Origin of the sequence: Roseburia sp. TF10-5 (assembly GCF_003462365.1) — a bacterium.
In the GTDB taxonomy this organism is placed as follows: domain Bacteria; phylum Bacillota; class Clostridia; order Lachnospirales; family Lachnospiraceae; genus Roseburia; species Roseburia faecis.
Window position 1 is genome coordinate 20621 of record NZ_QTYW01000024.1, and the last position, 26042, is coordinate 46662.

Genomic DNA, 26042 nt, shown 5'->3' on the forward strand with positions numbered 1-26042 from the left:
TTTCTTAATTTCCAATGGGGCAAACCTTTAAGGTTTGCTTAAAATCAGGAATTATTCTTATTTTGATATCTTTTCTTCTTTCAGCCATGCATCAACGCTCTCATACAGACGCTGCATTCCATCTTCAACAACCAGCTTGGAGGTAGCCACATTCACGCGCAAAAATCCTTCGCCTCCCTTGCCATACTGATTGCCTCCGCTGACATACAGACCGCTGGTTTTGCGGATAAATTTTGCAAACTGCCGGCCACTCTCCGTGATTTTGCGGCAGTCCAGCCACATGAGGTAAGTAGCATCTCCTGCAACCGGATGGATGAGTGGAATTTTCTCCTGCAGAAATTCTGTCACATACTGCTTGTTCTTTTCCACATATTCCCGCAGCTCATCGAGCCATTCTTCCCCGTATTGAAAAGCTGCAATCGTTGCCTGAATTGCAAAAGCGTTCGGTTCTGCTACTTCGTCGGTGTTGAGCTGTCTCCACATTCTGTGATGCAGAATCGAGTTTTCTGCATAGACGGCAGCCGTCTGCAGCCCTGCCAGATTAAATGTCTTCGTCGGCGCAATGCAGGTAACACTGATGTCCCTGCAGGTATCATCCACAGAGGCAAACGGAATGTATTCTGTACCGGGTTTTGTCAGATCACAGTGAATTTCATCCGAGACAACAATGACATCATACTGCTTACATAATGCCCCAATCCTCGCCAGCGTCTCACGATCCCAGATGTTTCCTGCCGGATTCTGCGGATTACACAAAATCATAAGCGTCGTCTGCGGATCTGCCAGCTGCTGTTCAAGTTTTTCCCAGTCTATGCGGTATTCTTTTCCATCATAAAGCAGTTCATTTTCCACGACATTTCTTCCGTTATTACGAATGGAATTGAAGAAATTATTATAGACAGGTGTCTGAATCAGCACATTTTCTGCCGGTGTCGTCAGTTTTCGGACAGCAGAAGAAAGTGCAGGGATTACTCCCGTTGTAAAGATCAACTTCTTTGGGTCCATCCGAAAATGATGACGCTTTTCCCACCAGTTTACATAGCTGTCCGCCCATTCGTCCGGGATGACAGAATATCCATATACCCCGTGTGCTACGCGCTGTACCAGTGCCTCCTGCACTTCCGGCACCGTCTCAAAATCCATATCTGCCACCCACATCGGGAGTTCTTTGCGATCCACATCCCACTTGAGGGAATTTGTGCCTCTGCGGTTTGGTATTTTATCAAAATTATATTTCATAGTCATCAGGTCTCCTTTTTTCTGTCTCTCTATAATGCCTAATCATACCACTTCTGCATCATTTCTTCAATCATTGCCGTATCATCCGAAACAGAAAAAGAAGGGAAAAAACACCTCTTTTTCCGGTATTTTTTCCCTTCTTTTGTAAACAATCACCGGGCTGCAACAGTCTGTTTTCAGCCTTCGGTCTTTGTTGTGCTCTCTTTGGACTTATAATAATCCTCAAACTTCTGATTTGCAGCATCCAGGGTCTTCTGGCAGATGTCCGGAAGGTCTTTGCCCCATGCACCGGTTGCCTGTTTGAATCCCTTCTGCATGGCAGTCTGCATCTTCTTCATCTTTTCCACATCATCCCCGGCAAGGGCACTTGCAAAATCAAATAATCTCTCTGATGTCTGCTTTATACCGTAGTAACCATCCTCAGAAATATCCTTCTGTGCCTGTGCCTTGGTTGCTGCATCTACCGTGAAATCTCCTTTTGCAAGGAACTTCCATATATCATCACTGTTTGTTCCGTTTGCAACAGAAGCAGTAGCTGCCTGACCAGTCATCATTTTCTGCACGATGCTGATCAGCTGCTGCTGTCTGGACTGTGTATCCGCTTTCATCTGCTGTACGAGTGCTGCACGATCCTCAGCGCTCATCTTATTAATCGAATAGGTTGCTTTCTTATTGTCCTTGCTGCTGTCTGATTTATCATAGACTACACCGCTCTCATTTTTTTCTTCCGTCTTTGCCGTGGTGTCCTTCTTCGCAGACGTCTCATTTTTGTTCACCGCATCGTTTTTATAGGATGCATATACCTCTGCTTGCGCGTTTAACAAACCTGTTGTGTTTACACCCATACTCTCATCCTCCCTGAATTCTACCGGTCAATTCCATTTGTTTCCGGTTAAACTATTTTGGTATCTACTATAGGTATCGGTTCTTTTCACAGAATCTTTATAGTTTGCTTTATTTTTGTTTCACAGTGACACGATAGGTCTTTCCAACGGCAGATTTTGTTCTGGCCTTCACCATCACATAGAGTTTCTGCCCCTTTGCAGCTTTTACGGTAAACTTCTGTCCGGTCTGTGCATAATCTTCCTGTTTGACCAGCTTCTTTTTCTGATTATATACACACACATTCCAGTATCCGCTGTCAGGAAGGCTTACCTGTATGGTCACCTTTCCCTTCTTTGCAGCCTTATATACAAAATAATCTTTATCCTTTACCGCATAATTATTCGCACTACAGGTCTTATTCTTTTTTACAGTTGTAGCTGTGGCAAAAGAATCATTGTATTCCTGTTCCCAGTTATCAGCCTTGTACGGATTGACTGTCACCGTGTATTCGTGTCCGCACGCATAATCATTGATATTCCGTTCTACCTTCAGGTAAATCTCTTTGCCTTTCCGGAAACTGAGCTTTGCAGTGGAAATCTGCAGATCCTCCTCTGTTTCCACGGTCTGAAGCAGCTTCTTTTTCTCATCATATACGGAAAGTTTCCAGTACTGATTGTTTCCACCGTCCGCATTTGTAAATTTGAAATTGAAATATCCACTGCCCGTGGCAACGTAGCGGTAGTAATCCACATCTTTTTTGCTGTTGATACTTCCATGCAGTGTCTTTCCGACGGTAAGATCCGTGGCAAGTGCCATGGTATCGTTGGATTCCTTTTCCCAGCCTTCCGTTGCATAGTAATTGGAACGGATCTTGTACTGGTTTCCAACGCCGTAGCAGGTGACTTTCACATACACTTTTGCTCCCACCGGAAGGACATATTTACCGGAGGATACGGTTCTTGTATTGGTATCTTTCTGCAGTTCATTCATATTTTCATCATACAGATACAGATTCCAGAGTGCGGAAGATCCCTCCCCCTGAAAATCATATGTGAAATATCCGTTTTCCGGAATGGTATACTCATACCAGTCCACATCCGAAGCTTTGTAGGAACTTCCATTGATCCAGGTGCCGTTCTGCAGACTTGTCGCTGCCGCCGGTGTATCGTTGTCTTCCTGTTCCCACTGTGCACTCTCCGTTGTTTTCACCTGAAGGGAATACTGATAATCCTGTGTCAGCTGATAATCTAAAATGGTAATATCCGTAGACTGCACACGCTCAACTTTGATATATACGCTTTTGCCCGGTCTTAGGTTATAAATTCTGGATGTATAATTGGATGCCAGAGATTTTGTTTCCAGTTCCTGATTTCCATTGTCCGCATCATATACGGAAAAATTCCACTTTCCTTTTCCGCTTGTCTGTGCAAGATTTACAGTAAAATATCCGGCTTTTTCCGCAGTATACTTATAAAAGTGAACATTATTGGAAGTAGACAGCGTATCATACACCACCGTATCTGACTTCAGCACCTCTGCTTTGGTGTAGCTGCTGTATGTGCCGGTCGGTGTCTGATTGGTGGAAATGGATACATTGTCCGCTTTTACCGCCACCGGTGCCGCTGTAAAAACACAGCAGCATGCCAGCAGCAATGCCAGACCTCTTTTTTTCATGTTATGATTCATACGCATATTCCCTCTTTTACAGAGCTTTGATACGCTCCAGTGCCTTTACGGTGTTTTCATAATTTCCAAATGCAGTCAGTCGGAAATATCCTTCTCCGCTCGGTCCGAAACCGGATCCCGGAGTACCAACAACATTTGCATTCTCCAGCAGATAATCAAAGAACTCCCAGGAAGTCATCTGATCCGGAGTCTTTAACCAGATGTATGGTGCATTTACACCACCAAATACGGTATATCCGGCATCCTTTAATCCTTCCTTAATGGTCTTTGCATTCTTCATATAGTAAGCAACCTGCTCCTTTAACTGTGCTTTTCCTTCCTCAGAATATACAGCCTCACCGGCACGCTGCACAATGTACGGAGCACCGTTGAATTTGGTTCCGTGACGTCTTGCCCACATGTCGTGCAAAGAAACTTCCCCGCACTTTAAATCCTTCGGAACTACGGTATATCCAAGACGAACACCGGTAAATCCTGCATTCTTTGAGAAACTGTGCAGCTCAATGGCGCAGGTTCTTGCACCCTTGCACTCATAAATGGAATGTGCCACATTGTCCTCACTGATATAAGCTTCATAAGCGGCATCATAAATGATTACGGCGCCAACTTTATTGGCATAGTCCACCCATTCCTGCAGCTGATCCTTTGTAAGCGTTGTTCCGGTCGGGTTATTCGGCAGACACAGATAGATCATGTCCGGTGTCTTCTTAGGAAACTCCGGTACGAAATGATTTTCTGCTGTACATGGCATGTAAATGACATCGCTCCATGTGCCGGTCTCCTTGTCGTAAGTACCGGTTCTTCCAGCCATAACGTTGGAATCCACATAAACCGGGTATACCGGATCACAGACCGCAATCTTGTTGTCCTGTCCGAAAATCTCCTGAATATTTCCGGAGTCACTCTTTGCCCCGTCAGACACAAAAATTTCATCTGCTGCAACCTCACAGCCTCTTGCTGCATAATCGTTCTCTGCGATTGCCTTGCGCAAAAATTCATATCCCAGATCCGGTGCATAGCCGTGGAATGTCTCGGCATGTCCCATCTCATCTACCGCTTTATGCATAGCCTCAATGATTGCAGGAGCCAGTGGCTGTGTAACATCACCGATTCCCAGACGGATAATGTTCTTGTCCGGATTTGCCTCCTGATATGCATTTACTTTTTTTGCAATTGTGCTGAATAAATAGCTGCCCGGCAGCTTCTGATAATTCTCATTTACATGAAACATAATTTCGTTCTCCTTCTCTAATTTTCCATCAGTATCACTTTAACATTTTCTTCTTTTAATGTAAAGACCAGCCAAAAAAGCCAGATAAGATCCCTACCCTTCCTGCAGAAGACTTAAGATCATCTGTGCCACCTCGACCAGACCGGTTCCGTTGTCCATACTTCTTTTCTGAATATATTTATGTGCTTCCTCTTCCGTAAAAGAGTTTCGTGCCATAAGGAGTTCCTTTGCCTTGCGAATGATCTGCTGATCCTCCTGCGAACGGTGTTTCGGCTGCTGCCGCATTCTCCTTCTGCGCCTCTGGATATCTCCCTCCATCATTTCAATTGTCTGCAACAGTTCATGCACTTTCATTGGCATGGAAAGACAGACCAGATTGCTTACCTCTCTCTCCTGAATGGAAGCCGGGGAAGCGATCAGAAGCATCTGAAACTCCGGTGGCAGATAATCGTGAATTTCCATATACATCATATCCATAAACCGGCATCCGCAGACCAGTATTCCACACTCCAGATTGTTTACGCTTGCCAGTGCCTGTGCGCCGGTGGTACAGACTGCCTGCACGGAATACCCACTCTGTGTCAATATTTTTTTTATGCCCGCTGCCACTTCCGGTTTCGAAAAGGCAATTACAATGTTACTCACGATCCGATCTCCCGTTAAATCTTATACAGATACTCTTCGATCTCCCAACCGGTTACCTGTGTACGGTACTGCATCCATTCTGCCTCTTTTGCCTCGATCAGTTTGCTGCTGATATGTTCTCCAAGCACTTCTTTTATAAAAGCATCTTTCTGCAATTCACAGATGGCCGCATGAAGATCGGCCGGAAGCGACTCGATTCCTCTGCTTGCTTTTTCTTCCTCCTTCAGTTCATAGACATTTTCCGGCACTTCTTCCGGTGGCTCAATTTTATTTCTGATACCGTCAATTCCGGCTGCAAGACATACCGCAAGGGCCAGATACGGATTGGCTGCCGGGTCCGGGCTGCGCAGTTCCACACGGGTTTCCTCTCCCCGGGAAGCAGGAATACGGATGAGCGGGCTGCGGTTTGTCGCAGACCATGCAATATAACATGGTGCCTCATATCCAGGTACCAGCCGCTTATAGGAATTTACCAGCGGATTCATGATAAGAGTCACACCTTTCATGTGCTTCATGATACCGCCAATAAAATAATAGGCTTCTTTACTCAGCCCCATTTTTCCATCCGGATCGTGGAAAATATTATGTCCGTCTTTGGACAGGGACATATTGATATGCATTCCGGAACCATTAATCCCGTATTTCGGCTTCGGCATAAAGCTTGCAAACAGACCGTGCCGCTTGGCAATTGTCTTAACCGCCAGTTTGAATGTCATGATATTATCTGCCGTCTGCAGTGCCTCATCATACTTAAAGTCAATCTCATGCTGTGCGGGTGCTACCTCATGGTGGGAAGCTTCGATCTCATACCCCATATCTTCAAGTGTCAGCACCATATCACGTCTGGCATTTTCTCCCAGGTCTACCGGACCGAGATCAAAATATCCGGCTTTTTCGTGGGAAAGTGTTGTCGGCTGGCCATTCTCATCCTGATGAAACAGGAAAAACTCACACTCCGGTCCTACATTAAATGTATATCCAAGTTTTTTTGCTTCCTCAATCTGACGTTTTAAGATATAACGGGAGTCCCCCGTAAACGGTGTTTTGTCTGCACAGTAAATATCACAGATAATACGTGCTACTTTTCCCTGCTGCGGGCGCCATGGGAAAATGGTAAATGTGTCCAGATCCGGATACAGATACATGTCTGACTCCTCAATCCGTACAAATCCCTCAATGGAAGAACCGTCAAACATACACTTGTTATTCAATGCTTTCTCCAGCTGACTGGATGTAATTGCTACATTCTTTAATGTTCCGAAAATATCCGTAAACTGCAGACGGATGAATTCCACATCCTCTTCTTCCACAATTCTGAAAATATCTTCCTTGGTATATCTGCTCATATACTTTTCTCCTTTTCTGCGTTACATTTGCTGATATATGTTAATACCTGTTCATAAAACATCGGACCGCCAAACAGATCCAGCGCACTTCCAATGGTGACGTTCAGCCGGTTTCTTCCAAGCTGTGAAAGTTCTTCCAGATCTTCAAAACTGTGAACGCCTCCGGCATAGGTGATCGGAATTTTTCCCCAGTCTCCCAGAAACTGTGCCAGGGGTTTTTCAATTCCACCGGATTTTCCTTCCACATCCACGGCATGCACCAGAAACTCGCTGCACCGGGAACTCAGTTTTTCCAGAAGTTCATTCGTCACACGCTCTGTGGTAAATTTCTGCCACCGGTCGGTTACAATGTAATAGCCTGGTTCCTCTGCATCTGCCCGGTATCTGCACGACAGATCAAGTACCAGATGCTCCTTTCCCACGGCCTGTTCCAGCCGGTTCAGACGATCATAGTCAATCCGTCCGTCCCGGAAAACAAACGAAGTCACAATCACTGCAGATGCGCCAGCTTCCAGAAATTCGGACGCATTGGCATCAGTAATTCCTCCGCCGACCTGCAATCCCCCCGGATAGGCACGCAGAGCCGCCAGCGCCTGATTTTTGGTTTCCTCATAATAAGGGCTGTCTTTTGCATTCAGTAAAATGATATGTCCTCCACAGATCCCCCGGCTCTGATACATCCGTGCATAAAACGCTGCATCCTGCCCGGAAACAAAATTTTCACTTGCCTGATCTCCGGCATCCCGCAGACTGCTTCCGACAATCTGTTTTACCTTTCCGTTGTGAATATCAATACATGGTCTGAATTCCATCCGATTTTGTCCTCTTTTCAAAAAATGGGCATAGAAAGACCCTGTCCGGACTCCCTTGCCCTTATTAAATAATACATCTTCACTTTTTATGCTGTTTCTCCGCTATCATAACATAATTTTTACTTGACAGCAATCCATTATTTTGCTATCATCATTAAAATTGTTATTGTACATAATAGGTGTTTTGGACGATAACAGACGTTACACAAAATTACATACAAACTACATATAATAGAAGAAAGCGAGGATTTTAGAAAATGGGAACTATTATCGGCGAAGGAATTACATTTGATGACGTTCTTCTGGTTCCTCAGTATTCTGAGGTTACACCAAACCTGATCGATCTGAAGACACATCTGACAAAGAAGATCGTACTGAACATTCCTATGATGAGTGCAGCCATGGATACCGTTACGGAGTCAAAAATGGCGATTGCAATGGCAAGACAGGGTGGTATCGGAATCATTCATAAAAACATGTCCATTGAAGCACAGGCAGATGAGGTCGATAAGGTAAAGCGTTCGGAAAACGGTGTTATCACAGACCCATTTTTCTTATCTCCAGACAATACATTACAGGATGCTGACAACCTGATGGCAAAGTTCCGTATCTCCGGTGTTCCGATCACAGAGAACGGTCGTCTGGTCGGCATCATCACGAACCGTGATTTAAAGTTCGAAACCGATTTCACAAAGAAAATCAGTGAATCTATGACCTCCGAGGGTCTGATCACCGCTCCGGAAGGAATTACCTTAGAAGAAGCCAAAAAGATTCTTGCAAAAGCCAGAAAAGAAAAACTTCCGATTGTTGACAAGGATTTCAACTTAAAAGGTCTGATCACCATCAAAGATATTGAAAAACAGATCAAGTATCCGCTTTCTGCAAAGGATGATCAGGGACGTCTTCTCTGCGGTGCCGGTGTCGGTATCACCGGAAACATGATGGAGCGTGTCGATGCCCTGGTTGCTGCCCATGTCGATGTCATCGTTGTCGATTCCGCACACGGTCATTCCAAAAACATTCTGGAAGCCGTAAAGAAGATCAAGGCAAAATACCCAGATCTGCAGGTTATCGCCGGAAACATTGCAACCGGTGCTGCTGCACAGGCACTGATTGATGCCGGAGCTGATGCAGTTAAAGTTGGTATCGGACCTGGTTCTATCTGTACCACACGTATCGTTGCCGGTATCGGTGTTCCACAGATCTCCGCAATCATGGACTGCTATGAAGTTGCAAAACAGAGCGGCATCCCTGTCATCGCCGATGGTGGTATCAAATACTCCGGTGATATGACAAAGGCTATCGCAGCCGGTGCAAACGTATGTATGATGGGTTCCATGTTTGCAGGATGTGACGAAGCACCTGGTACATTTGAGCTCTTCCAGGGAAGAAAATACAAAGTATACCGTGGTATGGGTTCCATCGCTGCCATGGAAAACGGAAGCAAAGACCGTTACTTCCAGGAAGGTGCAAAGAAACTTGTTCCGGAAGGCGTAGAAGGCCGTGTTGCTTACAAGGGAACACTTGAAGATACCGTCTTCCAGCTGATCGGTGGTATCCGTTCCGGTATGGGTTACTGCGGATGTCCTACCATTGAGGATCTCAAGGAAAGAGGTAAATTTGTCAAGATTTCCGCTGCTTCCTTACGTGAGAGCCATCCACACGATATTCACATTACAAAAGAAGCTCCAAACTACAGTACCGATGACAATAAATAAATCATAATAAATATAATTTGAGGTGAATTTTATTGGGCCCCAGTGAGACAGGTCAATTAATTGCAATAATTATCCTGCTGTGTCTGTCAGCGTTTTTTTCGTCGTCAGAGACAGCTCTTACAACCGTAAACCAGATTCGTATGCGTACCCTTGCAGACAATGGCGATAAACGCGCTGCACGGGTATTGCATGTAACCGGAAATCCGGGAAAAATGTTATCTGCCATTCTGATCGGAAACAATATTGTAAATCTTTCGGCATCTTCCATTTCAACATCCCTTGCCATCCATCTTTTTGGAAACACGGGTGCGGGAATTGCCACAGGTATTCTTACATTTCTGATACTGATCTTCGGTGAAGTAACACCAAAAACCATGGCAACCATCAAAGCCGATTCCATGTCTTTGACAGTAGCCGCTCCAATAGGACTTCTGATGAAAATACTTACTCCTGTTATTTTTATCATCAACAAGCTCTCTCTCGGACTGATGTTTCTGCTGCATGTCAATATCAAAGATGCACAGAAAAAGATGACAGAAGAAGAGCTCCGCACCATTGTTGACGTAAGTCAGGAAAATGGTGTCATCGAACATGAAGAACGGGATATGATTCATAATCTCTTTGATTTCGGTGATGCAGAAGCCAAGGAGATCATGGTTCCGCGAATTGACATGACTTTTGTTCAGGCAGATGCCACCTATCAGGAAGTACTTGATATCTTCCGTCAGGATATGTTTACACGCCTTCCTGTTTATGAAGACTCGACCGACAATGTAATCGGAATCATCAACATGAAAGACTTCCTGTTACAGAATGATACCCCGGAATTTTCCGTACGAAACCTTCTGCGGGAGCCATATTTTACATATGAGCACAAAAATACTGCAGATCTGTTTCTGGAAATGCGTAAATCCTCCATTTCCCTTGCGATTGTGCTGGACGAATACGGAGTAACCGCAGGACTCATTACTTTAGAAGACCTGTTGGAAGAAATTGTAGGGGAAATCCGTGATGAATATGATGCCGATGAAGAAGACGATATCACCCGGATCAGTGACCGCGAATTTTATGTACTTGGTTCCGCCAATCTAGATGATGTCAGTGAAGCGCTTTCCCTGCACTTTACTTCGGATGATTATGACACCATAGGAGGATATTGTCTTGGTCTTCTCGATCATCTGCCGGAAAAAAATGAAATTATTTTAACAGATAATAATATTCTTATCCGCATTGACCGGATGGAAAAAAACAGAATCGAACGGATTTACATCCGGCTTCCGGAACCTCTGGAGGAAACCGGTTCCGAACCAAAATCCGAAGAATAATCCGTAAATTCTGAGGGCTGCTTTGCAGCCCTCATTTTCATGCCAGTAACTGCCGAAGCCACACACGAAGAGAATCCTCCATGATCCATTTCGAATCTCCGGCAAGCCCTCCCCTTTCTTTTGGAATCAGATTCCGTCCGGCATCCTCAAAATATTTTTTGCTGATAAACCGGCAGTGAAACGAAATAATCTTTCCCCTCGGAAAATCTTCATCCGGATCTTTCGGTTTTACCGGATCGGGATCTCCGGAATCCGGTTTCGGATCTTCCCTGTCAGTCCCCGGAGTTTCCGGATCAGGGTCTGTCGGGTCAGGTCCTGTCGGGTCAGGTCCTGTCGGATCAGGGTCTGTCGGATCAGGGTCTGTCAGATCATCTGTGTTCTCCGTCTTCCACACTCCATAAAGATCAATTTTCGGACTGTATCTGATTATCCAGCTGTCCTTTACCACTGCCCCACATTTTAAGTCTGCTTTTTTTGCATCCGGCTTCATTGCCCATCCAACCAGTTTTTTTCCTTTCGTTTTCCACCCGATATTTTCCAAAGGCACTTTTCCATAACCATACGTCATTGTCTGCACATCCATTTCCGTATCATCTTTTGAACTGTTCCGGTGAAAGAAAATCTGCAGTTTCTTTTTCTGTCCATAGGCCACACACCGCACATCATTTGTCACATAAAATTCCTGTCTCTCTCTATCCCCGTAACAATCTCCTCTCCATTCTGCAAAATCATATCCTTTCTTTGCTTTTGCTTTTAAACATGCCGTGTATCCATAACAATACTCTCCACCACCGGAAACCGATGCAATCCCTTCCCCTGCAATCGCATCCACCCAGAAAAACAATCCCTGAATTTCTTTGTGGAAATAATTGTGAAAGGAAGTGTATGACTCTCTGCTCCAGCTTTCCGCACCGGAAATTCCCTGATAAGTCGTATATACTTTTCCAGAAACCGGTCCCTGATCATTCATGGTTCCCTGCGCTTTTCCTTTTCTTACCACAATCATACAGGCATCCATCACCATAGACGCTTTGCCTTTATTTAATGCCTGACTTGCCTTTGCATTCAACCGGTCCTTCAGGTCTCCCAGTGTCAGCGCATACAGATTATATTCTGCACCACCTTTTCTGACACGATGCACCGCATACATATAGTTTCCGCCAAGTTTAAAATACATCGTCTGCAGTTTTTTCCCGGAAGAATCCTTTACCGACAACTTCCATCCGATTGTCCGGTAGCGGATATCCGAACTTGCCAGATTTGCTTTGGTTGCATAATAGATCATCCCATCGGTTTCCGAGAACGGGAAAAAGCATACATTATTTCCATACTCCTGATAATAACCGTATGCATTTTCTGATATTCCAGCATAAATGTCTGTCTGTCTGAACGGAAGAAATGTCACCAGCAATGCCACGACCATCCCGAACACCACAATTTTTATCTTTTTTTCCATTAACCGATTGCCACCTCCCAGTATTCACATAATAACCTTCCGTTTTCATCCTGCTGTCCCCCGGTATATACCCCGATAAACTGATATATCTTCTCTCTTTTTGCAAGTGTTTTTGTATAATCCGGAAGTTCCTTTTCCGACGGAAATACACACACCGCTTTCTCAAGCATGGTGATTTTCCTGACCGGACAGTCCTTCTTTTGTAAAAACTCTTTTATCAGCCTGTCCAATTCCTTTCCCCCGAGCTTTCCCTTGGTCCACTTACGCATCAGAACATCCATTTCCTTTTTGATGTTACAGTCAGTCACACTTCCATTGCTCTGATAATACAGCCATTGCGGTGTCAGCAGGTCGGTCTCCTGCCTCTGGCTTCCTGCCATGATGCCCGGATGTGTATCATTTTGTGTATGCGCCGCAGAAGATACATGTTTTCCGTCACACAGCACGGAAAGTAACAGGGAAAACAGCATTGCAGCCACACATGCCACAATTGTCAGTGTCAGGATCACTGCATGTTTTCCTTTGGTTGTCAGTTTTCCTTTTCTATTCATACCTCCTCCTCTTGCGGCCATATTTCTTCCGTCTCTGTTTCCTCTTCGATTACTTCCGTCTCTACCAGTATCGTTTTATCGCATGCTATGGACTTATGAAATCCTCCCGGAAGTACAAAATCCTCTGTTACCCGTGCTGAAATAACACCCGAAACCATATCACAGCTTTTTACATCAATGGAAACCCTTGATGCCGTATGCAGCTGCTGCCGGATTTCCTGCCGGACAAATGCTTCAACCTCCGTGTCCGACACTCCAGTCGCATAATACCGGTTCAGATGATATTTAAGTACCTGCGAAATACAGTTTTCCATTTCATTTTTTCTTGTGGAAATACTGTAGATACTCAGACAGGAAACTATCGTATAAACTGCGATCATACAGCCCAGTATTCCTAATATTATGTTTTTCATCGACTCCTCCAGTACCCTTCAAACGCTCCCGTGTCTGTTTCACACAGTGCGCCACTCTTTGGAATTCCCTTTTCCACAACCACGCTCATTTCCGACACCAGCGCAATCAATACCAGTGCCGTCACAACCGCGATTGCCGTGCCTGCGTATTGTCTGATCAGTTCTTTCATCAACAGCCTCCGTTTCCCCAAACCTCGATCATCTGCATAATCAATCCCTGTCTGGACAGCAAAAACTGTCCCAGCGTGCCCAAAAAAACAACTCCTCCCACCGCAGCCAGTACCGCACTGCCGTATTCTTTTACCACTGCTGCCATATTCTATACCCCCGCAATCAATTGCAGAACTTTTCCGAGCCCTGCCACAACCCCTGTACCAATCACAAATAAAATTCCACCAATTCCATATTCTTCTATGATCTGTTCCATCCCATCTTCCTCCTTTTACTTTGCATAGCTTACAAATGTATGCTGTCTGTTAATTCCCAGAAAAGCAACCTGAAATGGAAACTGCATTTCAATTTTTGCCATATCAACCCCATCCATTCCATATGGTATCTGACTGACCTGCGAAACGGTTGCCACTGTGGAATTTTCATTAAAAAATGTTACTTTCAGCTGATATCCGGCTTCCTCACTCTGCAAAAAACACTGTTGTACCACGCCGGTATTAAAATCACTGTTTTCGATCTCATCAACAATCCGTGCCTGCATATCCTGTGCATTCATCACTTCCATATAGGCTGCCAGAATTCCCATTGCTGTCACCGCCATAAAAAGAGTCAGGAATACTCCCATGAATGCCTTTATGATCTGGCTCATTTTGTATCCTCCTCCCTTTTATCCAAGTCCTGCCCCTGACAGAAATGTCATCATAAACACTGCCATATCCACAAGAAGTTTTAATGACGCTGTCAATACCGGTGCAAGAAACAACAGATACATTCCACTGCTCAGATTTTTAAGCCGTCCCTTTTCTGCGACATCCAGCATCTCCAGATTCCGGTCAATCAGTTCCCCGATCTGCCGGTCTGCCCTGCCACTGTTTCCCATGGAAACGGAAAAGAGCATGCTCATGGCAGAATGTACTTCCGGAATCTGAAAACTTTTCAAAAACCGATGGTAGGGAAGCACGGACTCCGGTTCCATTTCCAGCTGACCAACCAGTATATCCAGATCCCGCCGCAGCACCGGCGGAACATGCTCCTGTGATTTCTGCAAAGCAACCTGAACGTTTTCACTCTGCAAAAGCAGAACAATATCCATCAGCCATCCCGGAAATGCACACTTGATACTGCGTACCAGCGTTTTTTTGGCAACCGCCCGTCCTACCCGGTGCTGATTTGCCATCAGAGCAACCAGAAGTAGTGCCGCCGCTGTCATCAGCTGATGTCCAAAATAATATGCAGCTGCTGCACCTGCCGCCGTCACAACAGCCAGAACTACCGACAAACGTTTCTCTTTCCGCTCATCATACCGGTAATATTCTTCTATTTTCTTTGCATCTGCCTCATCGGTATGTCCATCCAGGGTCAGCCAGTCGATGGCGAGATATTTCTGCGCTCTCGTAAAAATCAGATCATCAAGGATCACAACTACAATCGTAAGCACCTGAGAAATCAAATTTTTACTGATATCAATTTCCATAACCGGCAGATATAAAATCATCCCGCATATCAACAATGACGCAGCAATTGACATTACAATATCCACAAACATTTTCCTGCGTTCCTTCATAGAACCACAAATCCGCTGCTCCCATCTCTTTTTATCTGCCAGAAGCAATTCCACCGGTCTTTCTATTGCTCCTCCGTAAATCTCTACATGTACAATAAAATCATGTACATTTTTTATCCGGCTGCAGGCATATTCCCGTTCGATCATCTGCAGGGAATCCCGCATGACATCAGTTTCATCAAATGTCATATGCATATGATCAATGGCGTTTTGGAGAACTCCGCGCATCGGACCATCCACCATCGCCGCATCTACATTCACCAGTGCTCTCTCCACTTTTTCTTCTTTGACGAAAGCATACAACAGCATATCCAGGTACTCGGATACCTCCTCAAATTTTCTCTCGTATACGATCTTTTTTTTGTACCATTTCCGGTGTCCGGAAATCCGAAGCAGCAGAAAACCGCCAATGACAACCGTCGTAATCCAGTGAAGTTTTAAGAGCAGATGCAGCGCATACAGTGCCGACAGGACAACCAGATAAATCATGTTTCCACCTCCCTGTCTGCATCCTTTCCAAGCTGCTGGTTCAAAAGACTGCAAAGCAGCGGGTTGTCAACTCCCTCTCTTTTAAACCGCCGCAACAGCGATTCCGGAAATTCTTTCAGCACCAGTTTTCCATCGGTCACTGCCATAATAATTTTGTTTTTTTGGCCTTCTCTGTCAAAAAAACATACCTGGTCAATATAACGGTACACCTGACCGGCCCCGTTCTTTTTCTTTCGGATCAAAACCCCGACATCCATTGCCTGATAGATATCGTTTTCCAGACGGTCCGCATCCACACGCGTTTCAAGCATATTTAAAATCCGGTCCGGGATATTCCGGACATCGTCCGTATGCAGGGTGGTCATTCCCCGTACTCCCGTTGACCACCCTTCCAAAAGGTATTTCACCTCCTTGGAACGCGCCTCCGAGAGCATGATCCATTTAGGATTTAACCGCAGGCTTGCCTTGATCGCATCCGCATAATCAAACCGGTCATTGACCCGCATCTCAATACAGTCTTTCCCCGGATTCGTTACGGAATACCGGATCTCCATGGTATCTTCGATTGTGATGACACGCTCATTTCCCGGAACATACTGGGAAAAAAATTTTACACACTCCGTCTTTCCAATTCCCGGCATCCCGCAAAAAATCAGATTCATTTTCGTCAGCACGCAATTGACCAGTACTGCAAGAATATCCCTGCTGCAATACTGTTCCTGCAGTGCCTTTTCTGCTGTCAGCCGAATGACCGGCGGTGTTTTCCGGATGCTGATACTGCGCCCGGAACGTGCGATCGACTCATGCAGAACTGTCACCCGCAGCTCACTGGTTTCTGCCTCCAGCTCCGGATTCTGCTTGTTAAACTGCTGACTGACCACATTTGCAATCCGCTGGGTAAACTGTTCTACAAATGCCAAAGTCATATTCTCATCCACATACGCCTGATTCACCCGGTAACGTTCGTTATAGATATTGGTCAGCCATATCTCCCGCCCATTGTAATCAACATCTGTGATCTCTTCGTTCGCAATATATTTCCACAATGGACCGAAATACTCTTTTCCAAGTTCCATACAGCCTCCTTAGGGTGTCGGCAGACCGGTATTTTTGTTCGCCTGGTCAATAAAATTTTTCACCAGTGTCTGAAACGCACTTCCGATCGGTCCGCTTGTATCCGTTCCCACAACTGCTGTAATGACAAGGATCACTGCAAGAATCGCTACCACGGTAATTAAAATACCGCCATATTCCTGAAATATTTCTTTCATATTTTCATTTTCCTCCTGTATGAAGGACGTTCTTATGGGAAACCACAGAAGAATATCTGTGGGCACAAAAAATGCGGCGATTGCATCACATGCATTGCCGTACTGAAAAAAGATATTTTTACTATACCGTTTTTTGGGTTTTTGTAAATAGTTCTTTGGTACTAAAAAAGGACTTCCGCACCGGGAAGCCCTTCTTTTTGCTTTTACCTTAGTCATCCACTCTATTTTTCTGCCAGAAATTTTTCTGCTGCAGCCATGCGTACCACAACAACAAATACATTTGCTGCCTGCTCAAGTTCGGCAAGCGACGGATACGTCGGTGCAATACGGATGACAGAATCCTTCGGATCTTTTTTGTAAGGGAACGGGGAACCCGCACCGGTCAGTACCACCCCTGCCTCTTTACACTTTGAAACAATCTCCTTTGCGCATCCTTCCGGTGCCTCGAAGGAAATAAAATATCCTCCAAGCGGATGCATCCATGTACCGATTCCGCGGGATGCCAGTTCATCGGAAAAAATCTTCTCAACAAGCTCAAATTTCGGACGAATCAGATCTGCCTGTTTTTCCATATGTGCCTTGATGCCATCAACATTCTTAAAAAACTTCACATGACGCAGCTGGTTAATCTTATCATGGCCAATGGTCTGAATCGTCAGACGTTTCTTGATATCCGCAATGTTTGCCTCTGAGGAAGCGATTGCTGCAATACCGGAACCCGGGAAGCTGACTTTGCTGGTAGAACAGAATTCAAATACCATATCCGGATTTCCTGCCTTTTTGCACTCCTCTAAAATATCCAGAATCTGTGCCTGGTCCTCTTTGTAGAGATGATGTACCACATAGGCATTATCCCAGAAAATACGGAAATCTGCGGCTGCCGGCTTTAAGGCTGCAAATCTGCGGACCGTCTCATCCGAATAGACCACACCCTGTGGATTGGAATATTTCGGCACACACCAGATTCCTTTTACCGTCTCATCGTTATTCACATATTTTTCTACCAGATCCATATCCGGTCCATTCTCTGTCATTGGGATGTTGATCATCTCGATACCGAATGTCTCTGTGATGGCAAAATGTCTGTCATATCCCGGAACCGGGCAGAGGAATTTTACCTTATCGAGCTTACACCATGGAGTGTTGCCACAAATACCAAACATTTCTGCACGGGCAACCTGATCATACATGATATTCAGGCTGGAGTTACCATAAACAATCACATTTTCCGGCTTTGTCCCGATCACATCCGCCATCAGTTTTTTAGCTTCCGGAATACCATCAAGGACACCATAGTTTCGCAGATCAGTGCCGTTTTCACTCTTTAATGCAGTCTTGGAATCAAGCACATCAAGCATTCCCATGCTTAAATCAAGCTGGTCTGCTCCCGGCTTTCCTCTGGACATATCCAGTGCAAGACCCATGCCTTTTATTTTTTCATATTCGGCTTTGAGTGCGGTCAGCTCCTGTGTGAGTTCCTCTTTGCTCATCTCCTGATAGGTTTTCATGGTAAGTTTTCCTCCTTATTATTCCTCTGGATTTTCTTTGATTTTTTTATAATAGGCGCGAATCTGCTGCTCATATCCGTTTTCCGACGGCTCATAAAAAACCTCACCGGTCAGTCCGTCCGGCAGATACTGCTGCTTCACGTAGTGGTTTTTATAATCATGGGCATATTTGTAACCTTTTCCGTGCCCAAGCTTTCCTGCCGATTTGTAGTGGGCATCCTGCAAATGCACCGGTACCGGCGGTGTCTTTGTCTCCTGCACTACACGCATGGCCTTATCAATGGCATTGATCGCGGAATTACTCTTTGGCGCACTTGCCATATAAGTAACTGCCTGTGCCAGTACAATCCGTGCTTCCGGCATTCCGAGCCGCTCCACCGCCTGTGCCGCGGCTACTGCAACCTGCAATGCCTGCGGATCAGCATTCCCGATATCCTCAGATGCCAGAATCATGATTCTTCTGGCAATAAATTTCACATCTTCCCCCGCATAAAGCATCCGAGCCAGATAATACACCGCGGCATCCGGATCTGATCCACGCATGCTCTTGATAAAAGCAGAGATCGTATCATAGTGATTATCTCCCGTCTTATCGTAGTTTATGACCCGCTTCTGAATGCACTCACTGGCCACATCCAGTGTAATGTGAATGATCCCATCCTCACTCCGGTCCGTGGTCAGAATTCCAAGTTCAATGGCGGTCAGCGCTGCACGCGCATCTCCGTTTGCCATGTCAGCTAAAAACTCCAGCGCATCATCATCCATCTGTGCATGGTAAGAACCCATGCCCTTTTCCGTATCATTGACCGCCCGAAGCAGCAATGTACGGATATCCTCCGTGGAAAGTTTCTTTAACTCAAAAATGACGGAGCGCGACAAAAGCGCAGGATTCACTTCGAAATACGGATTTTCCGTTGTGGCTCCGATCAGAATGATCGTGCCGTCCTCGACAAACGGAAGCAGATAGTCCTGCTGTCCCTTGTTGAAACGATGGATCTCATCGATAAACAGGATCGTTTTCTTTCCATACATGCCCTGATTGTTTTTTGCCGCGGCAACCACTTCTTCCATGTCTTTCTTGCCCGCCGAAGTCGCATTGATCTGCATGAACTCTGCACTTGTGGTATTGGCAATCACTTTCGCCAGCGTCGTCTTTCCCGTACCGGGCGGTCCGTAAAAGATGATGGAGCTGAGTTTATCCGCTTTGATCGCACGGTACAGCAGTTTGTCTTTCCCGACGATGTGCTGCTGCCCGACAACCTCATCAAGTGTGGTCGGACGCAGCCGTGAGGCAAGCGGTGACTCATCCTTCATATTCTGTTGTCTCATATACTCAAATAAATCCATTCGTATCCAATCCCCATATGAATATCATTCAAGATCTTTTTGAATAATTTTTGTGTGTATCCTGCATTTTTATTCTTTGCAGGAATTTTCCCACAAACTTCTTTACGCTTTGTTCTTTGCGATATTTCTATGTAATTTCTATTATTCTTTCATTTCCCGCTTATCTCATTTTGAAAGAAAAAGCGTCAGGAAATTCATTTCATCCTTATAAGGATACATGATTTCCTGACGCTTGACAAGTTATTATTGAGATTTTTTTACATAAATATTGCTTTTATTTTTGTACAGATGCTGTAAGTGCACCATCCTTCACGTCAATGAGGATCGTATCTCCCTGCCGTACCTGATCTTCGAGAATCAGTTTTGCAGAGAGGGTCTCTACATGCTTTTGCAGGAACCGCTTCAATGGTCTTGCACCATAAACCGGATCGTAACCATGTTCAACCACAAAGTGTTCCGCTTCCGGTGACAATGCCACCCTGATCTCACGATCAGAAAGACGTTTGTTCAGATCATCCATCAGCAGACGGATGATGCCACCAATATTTTCTTTTGACAGTGGCTTAAACATAATAATCTCATCCAGACGGTTCAAAAATTCCGGTCGGAAATGTCCCTGCAGATCTTCCATGACTTCTTTTTCTGCCTCCGGCGAAATGTTGCCGTCTGCATCAATGCCATCCAGCAGATACTGCGATCCAAGGTTACTGGTCATAATAATGATCGTGTTCTTGAAATCTACGGTACGTCCCTGTGAATCTGTGATCCGCCCGTCATCAAGTACCTGTAACAGTACGTTAAAGACATCCGGATGTGCCTTTTCCACCTCATCAAACAGGACAACAGAATACGGTTTTCTCCGCACAGCTTCTGTCAACTGGCCGCCTTCATCGTATCCGACATATCCTGGAGGCGCTCCGATCAGCCGGGACACGGAGTATTTCTCCATGTATTCACTCATATCAAGACGCACCATGTTGGATTCATCGTCAAACAGACTGGCAGCAAGTGCTTTTGCAAGCTCGGTCTTGCCGACACCGGTCGGTCCCAAAAACAGGAACGAACCAATTGGTTTGGTCGGATCTTTGATTCCGGCTTTGGAACGGATAATCGCCTCGGTCACTTTGGTAACACCATCGTCCTGGCCTACCACACGTTTGTGGAGTTCCTCATCCAGGTGCAGTGTCTTGTTCCGCTCGCTTTCGCTTAACTTCGCAACCGGGATTCCCGTCCAGCGGGAAATGATCTTTGCAATCTCTTCATCGGTGACATTTTCGTGTACCAGAGACAGATCACGGTCTTTGAGTTTATCTTCCTCAATTTCCAGTTCTTTCTGTAATCCAGGCAGTTTACTGTACTGCAATTCCGCAGCTTTTTCATAATCTGCGTCACGCTGTGCTGCCTCGATCTCCTTCTTTGTGCTCTCAATCTGCTCTCTGACCTTGCTGACATTGTCAACTGCATCCTTTTCGGTGCTCCACTGCGCTTTTCTGGTATTAAACTCATCACGCAATTCTGCAAGTTCTTTCTGCAGATCTGCCAGACGCTCCTGACTCAGATGATCGGTTTCTTTCTTTAATGCCGTCTCCTCGATCTGCATCTGCATGATCTTCCGGTTCATCTCGTCAAGCTCTGCCGGCATGGAATCCAGCTCGGTCTTTATCATCGCACAGGCCTCATCGACCAGATCAATTGCTTTATCCGGCAGGAACCGGTCTGTGATATAACGGTTGGAAAGAACTGCTGCCGTAACAAGCGCAGAGTCCGTAATCTTAACGCCGTGGAACACTTCGTAACGTTCCTTTAAGCCACGCAGGATGGAAATGGTATCTTCCACCGTTGGCTCATCTACCATAACCGGCTGGAAACGCCGCTCCAGGGCAGCATCTTTTTCGATATACTCCCGGTATTCGTTTAAGGTTGTGGCACCGACACAGTGCAGCTCCCCTCTGGCAAGCATTGGTTTTAACAGCTGTCCGGCATCCATGGCACCATCGGTTTTTCCGGCACCGACGATTGTGTGCAGTTCATCGATAAACAGAATGATCTGTCCATCCGAATTTTTGACATCGTCAAGAACTGCTTTCAAACGTTCCTCAAATTCACCACGATACTTTGCACCGGCAACCAGTGCGCCCATATCCAGGGCAAACAGCTTCTTGTCTTTTAAGCCTTCCGGTACATCGCCTTTTACGATACGCTGTGCCAGACCCTCGACAACGGCAGTCTTACCTACACCGGGTTCACCGATCAGCACCGGGTTATTTTTGGTCTTACGGGAAAGAATCCGGACCACATTCCGGATCTCCTCATCACGGCCGATCACCGGGTCCATCTTCTGCTGTCTTGCACGCTCCACCATATCATAACCGTACTTTTCCAGTGTATCATATGTTGCTTCCGGATTATCGGAAGTGACACGCTGATTGCCGCGGACGGTAGACAATGCCTGCAGAAACCGTTCCCTTGTCAGCCCATATTCTTTCATCAGTGCTTTCATCGCCGGATTTGGATATTTGAGCATTGCAAGGAAAATATGCTCGACAGAGACATATTCATCTCCCATTGCCTTTGCCTCATCCTCTGCATGGATCAGCACATTGTTTAAATCTTTTCCGACATAGACATTGCTGTTGCTGCCGGATACTTTGACGCGCGCATCCAGTTTGCTGATCGCATTCTGGGTGAAATGCTGTACGTCAATTTCCATTTTCTCTATCAGTTTCGGGATCAGTCCCTCTTCCTGCTGTAACAGGGCAACTAACAGGTGCTCCTGCTCAATCTCCTGATTTCCATAGTCGTAGGCAAGCTTTTCGCAGTTATTGATCGCTTCTACCGACTTTTGTGTGAATTTCTGTATGTTCATAGCAAGCCCTCCTCTTAACTATCATCATGTAACTGTGCTGTTTTTTGCATCCCAGTTACTATTTTTCTCGATTACGATATTGTTATACACCCGTTTTTAGCACTCGTCAAGTAGGAGTGCTAACAAAAATTCTAAAGATTTTATAAACATTGGAATATATTGTCGAATTGTCTGAAAATTGTTTTAGACATAAGTTTTTTCGATATGACGAAAGAAGGGGAATATTCTCTTTCTCCAGAAACATCCGTTATTAATTGTAACGGATGTTTTGCCGATATAATAGACAACACAAACGATGATCTATTACAGAAAGGAACTTTTCATGCAGATTTATTTATCACTGATGTCCCAGAAGAATCCCTCATCCTATGATCTTTCTTCTCCTCAGGGACGCATGCTCTATGTGAGAGAAACAACCAATGCCGCATTTTCTTCCTGGACTTCTCCCCTGCAAAGACAGGATCCTGATACGCAGGAAGAAAAAAAACAGGAAATGCTCTCCCGCATTATAGGAAAATTAAAAAGTGGGAAGAAACTTTCTGCCAAAGAGCTGGATTTTCTGCGGCGTACCGATCCAATTCTGTATGCCCACGCCCTGCGCGTCCAACGAATGGCGGAGGCTTTAAAACAGCAGCTCTCCCATGCAAAAAGCAAACAGGAAGCAAATGATATGATTACATCCGCGATTGCCGGGGTCTCGGACAAAGATCTGGACAAAGAATATCTGCTGGCTGCTTACAATGAAGTTTCCAAAAATTTTCATAAATCACCGGCTTATCAGCGTCTGCCAAACACTCCGGAAGATGCCAAAAAAAGAAAAACGAACAATCCGAATGCTCATTTTACCGATGATGAGGACACGAATGACGATACGGATGATCTCCTGTCATGGACTCCGCTTCAGGAAATTATTGATGCGGCTCCAACGCTTGAATGTCAGGGCTAGGCTTATATAGCTGGAACATTATTATTTCAGGTAGTGTTCCAGCTTTTCATTTACACACAGACGGATTTCCTCTGCAACACGTTCACAGTATGTCTTTTTCATACCCGCCTGCACACCAACTGCTACTAATTCCTTTTTCCCCGGATTTTTGCCATTTCCATCTACAGTGGTTGTGTGCTCACCATAATACGTATTACTGTATGTGAGATCATAGGCAGGACTTAAACGCCACATATCATCCTTTTCATTATAAATGTAGGTAAAGTTTTTAGAATGATCATCACGATTATGTGCGAATACATTAAAACACATACGACGATACATATTTTCCACATCCTCTGTACAATCCCTTGTCAGAATTTTTGTCAACTTCATCAATTCATGATAGTCCAGACTTGGTTGATTAAAATCTAACTCCAATAAGGCAGCCGCAGTTAACATATGTGCCCTTTTTATTTCATTCTTTTCTATTCTTCGATCAAATCTCTTTGTTCCAAAATATCCCGGACATATATCTGATGAAAAAAGCCGTGTTTCACTCATTACAATTCCACAGGCTTTTGCACACAGAGAATAATCGTATTCCATTTTTCCCACATCTTTTTTGTCCACATGTGCCGGAAATTTAATAATCCAGTTTTCTCCATCTATTTCCGTCATAATCTTAGGTCTTGCACCACCACTGGTTCCTCCCAGCCGGTACAATTCATCTAATTTCTCCGAATATTGCGTGCTTAATATTTTCTGGCAATGCACAGATAGTTCGTCCAGATCATCCATCTGTTGTCCCATCCCAATCTCCTTCTGCGGATGATAGGTCAAAGCTCCCATTCCAGATTTTCCCACGATGGCAAGACGATCCAATACCGAATATTGTGCTTCCTTTTTTCCACGTTCTTTCAGCAAACGCTCCAATAAAAGCTGTCCCCATGCATCCGGTAAACTATCTGCAAATACTCCGAACAATCCGTCAAAATAATCTTTTTTGGGCACAAACACTTCATTTTTTAGCGGAAGCGAAAATGGACTGACTGAAAATCCATGCTCCAGCCATTCTTCACTATAAGAAAATGCCACCTTATGATTCGCGGTCAATGCAAGCGTTCCCACAAGCCGGTCATCCATCCGAACCTCAAGACTTTCCCTTTGACTCATTGATTACCTCCTGAATATTTCGATATGGTACCTGTGTAAAAAGATCCCGCAGTTCATCTGCAAGTTCCAACGCCATAGCAAGTTTTGTCAGTGACAAAAGCGAAATCTGTCCTGTTGTCTCAAATCGTTTAATAGAACCGTAACTTACTCCGCTCATATCCGAAAGTTTCTGTTGCGAAACTTTCCGCCGTCTGCGAATACGGCGCATACGTTCTGCCAGTTTTTTATCCAGTTCTTCTGCTGTTTCCCATACCAGTGCTTCCATATCATGCCCCATCTTGTCAGATAATATTTTATCCATTTCACGCGATTTTACTTATTTTTATATAATATATTATCTAATATTTTAGCATATCTCTTCGGGTACCGCAACGTCTCCCTGACTATTTTTCCTATCATACAGTTTTTCCAAAACTGCTCCAATATCCGCTTCCACGCAAATGGATTTCTTTCGGATTTCCTCCGGCGCACAGGCTTCCTTCTTATTTATGCAGGCATAAACTGCATCCGGCCAGGTTGCATATAGATATATCGGCTCCAGTACGCCCAATATTCTTCCAATGTTTTATAAGGGAAAAAGCCCCCGGAATACATATCCGAAAATCCATGCACCTGTCGGAAATCGCCAAACCACTTTTCAAAACGTTCCCCGGAATAGGTAAATCCTGCAGAAGTGGATAATCCCGCACCCGCGCCAATGATCACGGCCTCCGCTTTCTGCAGTGCCTGTTTCAGACGCTCTGTTTGTACACTTTTGCAGTTTGATGTTTTTATACTGCAAAATGGTGGATTATTGCCCCTACACTTTGCTCCCATACATGGGCACCACGATACACTTTTCGTCATATTTACTTCCATCGGTTCTCTTATCCATTCCATTTCATCACCTCCTTTACACTTCCTTCGTTTCTTCATATTCCAAAATGTCACCCGGCTGACACTGTAATACTCTACAAATCGCTTCCAATGTAGAAAACCGAATCGCCCTAACCTTTCCAGTTTTTATATTCGACAAATTTACATTCGATATTCCCACTTCTTCTGCAAGTTCTTGCAGGGAAATTTTTCTATCGGCCATCACCCGATCTAACCGTAATACAATTGGCATCTTATATTTCCTTTACTTTATCTATATTATTTCATCAACCTCTTTCTGCAATTCGTACCCATGTTGAAAAGAAACACCAATGAAATAAATACAGATTTCTACTATAACAGCTGCTCCAATAAAATGATCCGTTCCTTTCCATTCTACCCCTTTTATAATCTGGCATGCTGCTAAACTTAAATATTTCAGGCATTTAATAACCGGATATCCGATTACAAAACATAAGGCTATCCCCCTACATTTTCAAATTGTTTTTTTACTTTATTTCCGTTCTTTCTTTCAAACATTTTTTATTCTCCTTTCTTGTATATCATAATTTAGGCGTTTGCGAAACGCCAAACACCGCATAAATACGGTATTTTTTGTTGTT

Annotated in this window: 25 protein-coding genes and 1 pseudogene; 3 read left to right on the forward strand and 23 right to left on the reverse strand. The window is 44.8% G+C overall.

Annotation, left to right across the window (positions count from 1 at the left end; genetic code table 11):
* Positions 1-57: 57 nt before the first annotated feature.
* From DXD06_RS15460 to hisA, 7 genes are all read right to left on the reverse strand, one after another.
* Positions 58-1239: a MalY/PatB family protein gene (locus DXD06_RS15460; protein WP_117832981.1), complete on the reverse strand. Its 1182-nt coding sequence runs from the start codon at positions 1237-1239 to the stop codon at positions 58-60.
* A gap of 176 nt (positions 1240-1415) precedes the next feature.
* Positions 1416-2084, reverse strand: a complete 669-nt coding sequence (locus DXD06_RS15465) for a hypothetical protein (RefSeq protein ID WP_117832983.1) — start codon at positions 2082-2084, stop codon at positions 1416-1418.
* 109 nt (positions 2085-2193) lie between these two features.
* Complete coding sequence (locus tag DXD06_RS15470; protein ID WP_117832985.1) at positions 2194-3750, reverse strand: hypothetical protein; 1557 nt, start codon at positions 3748-3750, stop codon at positions 2194-2196.
* A gap of 16 nt (positions 3751-3766) precedes the next feature.
* On the reverse strand, positions 3767-4981 hold the full coding sequence (locus tag DXD06_RS15475; RefSeq protein ID WP_055066898.1) for an LL-diaminopimelate aminotransferase: 1215 nt from the start codon (positions 4979-4981) through the stop codon (positions 3767-3769).
* A gap of 93 nt (positions 4982-5074) precedes the next feature.
* The gene (locus DXD06_RS15480; protein WP_117832987.1) at positions 5075-5626 is read right to left on the reverse strand and encodes an ANTAR domain-containing response regulator; all 552 of its coding nucleotides are present in this window, start codon (positions 5624-5626) and stop codon (positions 5075-5077) included.
* 14 nt (positions 5627-5640) lie between these two features.
* Entirely contained in the window at positions 5641-6972 is a 1332-nt protein-coding gene (gene glnA / locus DXD06_RS15485; protein WP_117832989.1) for a type I glutamate--ammonia ligase, read from the reverse strand.
* Complete coding sequence (hisA, locus tag DXD06_RS15490) at positions 6969-7784, reverse strand: phosphoribosylformimino-5-aminoimidazole carboxamide ribotide isomerase (RefSeq protein WP_117832991.1); 816 nt, start codon at positions 7782-7784, stop codon at positions 6969-6971. The genes glnA and hisA overlap by 4 nt, the downstream gene beginning before the upstream one ends.
* 257 nt (positions 7785-8041) lie before the next feature.
* On the opposite strand from hisA, the gene guaB reads away from it, so the two are divergent.
* Together guaB and DXD06_RS15500 are read left to right on the forward strand one after the other, a co-directional pair.
* On the forward strand, positions 8042-9502 hold the full coding sequence (gene guaB / locus DXD06_RS15495; protein WP_022045684.1) for an IMP dehydrogenase: 1461 nt from the start codon (positions 8042-8044) through the stop codon (positions 9500-9502).
* Positions 9503-9534: 32 nt separating this feature from the next.
* Complete coding sequence (locus DXD06_RS15500; protein ID WP_117832993.1) at positions 9535-10827, forward strand: HlyC/CorC family transporter; 1293 nt, start codon at positions 9535-9537, stop codon at positions 10825-10827.
* 37 nt (positions 10828-10864) lie between these two features.
* On the opposite strand, the gene DXD06_RS15505 is transcribed toward DXD06_RS15500, so the two are convergent.
* The 12 genes from DXD06_RS15505 to clpB all read right to left on the reverse strand — a co-directional run bounded on the left by DXD06_RS15505 (position 10865) and on the right by clpB (position 22463).
* Positions 10865-12283: an InlB B-repeat-containing protein gene (locus DXD06_RS15505; protein ID WP_117832995.1), complete on the reverse strand. Its 1419-nt coding sequence runs from the start codon at positions 12281-12283 to the stop codon at positions 10865-10867.
* Positions 12283-12834, reverse strand: coding sequence for a hypothetical protein (locus DXD06_RS15510; protein ID WP_117832997.1), 552 nt, complete (start codon positions 12832-12834; stop codon positions 12283-12285). The genes DXD06_RS15505 and DXD06_RS15510 overlap by 1 nt, the downstream gene beginning before the upstream one ends.
* Entirely contained in the window at positions 12831-13247 is a 417-nt protein-coding gene (locus DXD06_RS15515; protein WP_117833000.1) for a hypothetical protein, read from the reverse strand. Before DXD06_RS15515 ends, DXD06_RS15510 begins: the two co-directional genes overlap by 4 nt.
* Positions 13244-13417 carry a hypothetical protein gene (locus DXD06_RS17170; protein ID WP_158569558.1) on the reverse strand — a complete coding sequence of 58 codons (174 nt, stop codon included), beginning with the start codon at positions 13415-13417 and terminating at the stop codon, positions 13244-13246. The genes DXD06_RS15515 and DXD06_RS17170 overlap by 4 nt, the downstream gene beginning before the upstream one ends.
* On the reverse strand, positions 13417-13563 hold the full coding sequence (locus DXD06_RS17175; protein ID WP_155175113.1) for a hypothetical protein: 147 nt from the start codon (positions 13561-13563) through the stop codon (positions 13417-13419). The genes DXD06_RS17170 and DXD06_RS17175 overlap by 1 nt, the downstream gene beginning before the upstream one ends.
* Positions 13564-13689: 126 nt before the next feature.
* Complete coding sequence (locus DXD06_RS15520) at positions 13690-14067, reverse strand: hypothetical protein (protein ID WP_117833002.1); 378 nt, start codon at positions 14065-14067, stop codon at positions 13690-13692.
* A gap of 18 nt (positions 14068-14085) precedes the next feature.
* Positions 14086-15471: a hypothetical protein gene (locus DXD06_RS15525; protein ID WP_117833004.1), complete on the reverse strand. Its 1386-nt coding sequence runs from the start codon at positions 15469-15471 to the stop codon at positions 14086-14088.
* Positions 15468-16547, reverse strand: coding sequence for an ATPase, T2SS/T4P/T4SS family (locus DXD06_RS15530; RefSeq protein WP_117833006.1), 1080 nt, complete (start codon positions 16545-16547; stop codon positions 15468-15470). The genes DXD06_RS15525 and DXD06_RS15530 overlap by 4 nt, the downstream gene beginning before the upstream one ends.
* Before the next feature lie 9 nt (positions 16548-16556).
* A complete protein-coding gene (locus DXD06_RS15535) occupies positions 16557-16742 on the reverse strand; it encodes a hypothetical protein (protein WP_055067122.1) in 186 nt (61 codons plus the stop codon).
* A 221-nt stretch (positions 16743-16963) separates the two neighbouring features.
* The gene (locus DXD06_RS15540; RefSeq protein WP_117833008.1) at positions 16964-18250 is read right to left on the reverse strand and encodes an aminotransferase class I/II-fold pyridoxal phosphate-dependent enzyme; all 1287 of its coding nucleotides are present in this window, start codon (positions 18248-18250) and stop codon (positions 16964-16966) included.
* 18 nt (positions 18251-18268) lie between these two features.
* Positions 18269-19597: a replication-associated recombination protein A gene (locus DXD06_RS15545; RefSeq protein WP_022045697.1), complete on the reverse strand. Its 1329-nt coding sequence runs from the start codon at positions 19595-19597 to the stop codon at positions 18269-18271.
* Between the two features lie 274 nt (positions 19598-19871).
* Entirely contained in the window at positions 19872-22463 is a 2592-nt protein-coding gene (clpB, locus tag DXD06_RS15550; RefSeq protein ID WP_117833010.1) for an ATP-dependent chaperone ClpB, read from the reverse strand.
* 322 nt (positions 22464-22785) lie between these two features.
* On the opposite strand from clpB, the gene DXD06_RS15555 reads away from it, so the two are divergent.
* The gene (locus DXD06_RS15555; RefSeq protein ID WP_147343646.1) at positions 22786-23409 is read left to right on the forward strand and encodes a hypothetical protein; all 624 of its coding nucleotides are present in this window, start codon (positions 22786-22788) and stop codon (positions 23407-23409) included.
* A gap of 21 nt (positions 23410-23430) precedes the next feature.
* Here the strand turns inward: DXD06_RS15555 and DXD06_RS15560 are convergent, their stop codons facing one another.
* The 4 genes and pseudogenes from DXD06_RS15560 to DXD06_RS15575 form a co-directional block, all read right to left on the reverse strand.
* Positions 23431-24564, reverse strand: coding sequence for a type II toxin-antitoxin system HipA family toxin (locus tag DXD06_RS15560; RefSeq protein ID WP_022045700.1), 1134 nt, complete (start codon positions 24562-24564; stop codon positions 23431-23433).
* On the reverse strand, positions 24542-24829 hold the full coding sequence (locus DXD06_RS15565; protein ID WP_055263392.1) for a helix-turn-helix domain-containing protein: 288 nt from the start codon (positions 24827-24829) through the stop codon (positions 24542-24544). The genes DXD06_RS15560 and DXD06_RS15565 overlap by 23 nt, the downstream gene beginning before the upstream one ends.
* Positions 24830-25083: 254 nt before the next feature.
* Positions 25084-25380 (reverse strand): annotated as a pseudogene (locus DXD06_RS17325) (hypothetical protein); the annotation flags it as partial.
* A 76-nt stretch (positions 25381-25456) separates the two neighbouring features.
* The gene (locus DXD06_RS15575) at positions 25457-25672 is read right to left on the reverse strand and encodes a helix-turn-helix domain-containing protein (protein WP_022046901.1); all 216 of its coding nucleotides are present in this window, start codon (positions 25670-25672) and stop codon (positions 25457-25459) included.
* Positions 25673-26042: the final 370 nt, after the last annotated feature.

What these genes read in the sequence shown, in the direction of transcription:
- DXD06_RS15510 (WP_117832997.1), bottom strand. Translation starts at nt 12,834, where the DNA reads ATGAATAGAAAAGGAAAACTGACAACCAAAGGAAAACATGCAGTGATC.
- DXD06_RS15465 (WP_117832983.1), bottom strand. Translation starts at nt 2,084, where the DNA reads ATGGGTGTAAACACAACAGGTTTGTTAAACGCGCAAGCAGAGGTATAT.
- DXD06_RS15560 (WP_022045700.1), bottom strand. Translation starts at nt 24,564, where the DNA reads ATGAGTCAAAGGGAAAGTCTTGAGGTTCGGATGGATGACCGGCTTGTG.
- DXD06_RS15530 (WP_117833006.1), bottom strand. Translation starts at nt 16,547, where the DNA reads ATGGAACTTGGAAAAGAGTATTTCGGTCCATTGTGGAAATATATTGCG.
- DXD06_RS15475 (WP_055066898.1), bottom strand. Translation starts at nt 4,981, where the DNA reads ATGTTTCATGTAAATGAGAATTATCAGAAGCTGCCGGGCAGCTATTTA.
- DXD06_RS17170 (WP_158569558.1), bottom strand. Translation starts at nt 13,417, where the DNA reads ATGAAAGAACTGATCAGACAATACGCAGGCACGGCAATCGCGGTTGTG.
- DXD06_RS15525 (WP_117833004.1), bottom strand. Translation starts at nt 15,471, where the DNA reads ATGATTTATCTGGTTGTCCTGTCGGCACTGTATGCGCTGCATCTGCTC.
- DXD06_RS15515 (WP_117833000.1), bottom strand. Translation starts at nt 13,247, where the DNA reads ATGAAAAACATAATATTAGGAATACTGGGCTGTATGATCGCAGTTTAT.
- hisA (WP_117832991.1), bottom strand. Translation starts at nt 7,784, where the DNA reads ATGGAATTCAGACCATGTATTGATATTCACAACGGAAAGGTAAAACAG.
- glnA (WP_117832989.1), bottom strand. Translation starts at nt 6,972, where the DNA reads ATGAGCAGATATACCAAGGAAGATATTTTCAGAATTGTGGAAGAAGAG.
- DXD06_RS15460 (WP_117832981.1), bottom strand. Translation starts at nt 1,239, where the DNA reads ATGAAATATAATTTTGATAAAATACCAAACCGCAGAGGCACAAATTCC.
- DXD06_RS15575 (WP_022046901.1), bottom strand. Translation starts at nt 25,672, where the DNA reads ATGCCAATTGTATTACGGTTAGATCGGGTGATGGCCGATAGAAAAATT.
- DXD06_RS15470 (WP_117832985.1), bottom strand. Translation starts at nt 3,750, where the DNA reads ATGAATCATAACATGAAAAAAAGAGGTCTGGCATTGCTGCTGGCATGC.
- DXD06_RS17175 (WP_155175113.1), bottom strand. Translation starts at nt 13,563, where the DNA reads ATGGCAGCAGTGGTAAAAGAATACGGCAGTGCGGTACTGGCTGCGGTG.
- DXD06_RS15555 (WP_147343646.1), top strand. Translation starts at nt 22,786, where the DNA reads ATGCAGATTTATTTATCACTGATGTCCCAGAAGAATCCCTCATCCTAT.
- DXD06_RS15535 (WP_055067122.1), bottom strand. Translation starts at nt 16,742, where the DNA reads ATGAAAGAAATATTTCAGGAATATGGCGGTATTTTAATTACCGTGGTA.
- DXD06_RS15520 (WP_117833002.1), bottom strand. Translation starts at nt 14,067, where the DNA reads ATGAGCCAGATCATAAAGGCATTCATGGGAGTATTCCTGACTCTTTTT.
- clpB (WP_117833010.1), bottom strand. Translation starts at nt 22,463, where the DNA reads ATGAACATACAGAAATTCACACAAAAGTCGGTAGAAGCGATCAATAAC.
- DXD06_RS15565 (WP_055263392.1), bottom strand. Translation starts at nt 24,829, where the DNA reads ATGGAAGCACTGGTATGGGAAACAGCAGAAGAACTGGATAAAAAACTG.
- guaB (WP_022045684.1), top strand. Translation starts at nt 8,042, where the DNA reads ATGGGAACTATTATCGGCGAAGGAATTACATTTGATGACGTTCTTCTG.
- DXD06_RS15505 (WP_117832995.1), bottom strand. Translation starts at nt 12,283, where the DNA reads ATGGAAAAAAAGATAAAAATTGTGGTGTTCGGGATGGTCGTGGCATTG.
- DXD06_RS15540 (WP_117833008.1), bottom strand. Translation starts at nt 18,250, where the DNA reads ATGAAAACCTATCAGGAGATGAGCAAAGAGGAACTCACACAGGAGCTG.
- DXD06_RS15545 (WP_022045697.1), bottom strand. Translation starts at nt 19,597, where the DNA reads ATGGATTTATTTGAGTATATGAGACAACAGAATATGAAGGATGAGTCA.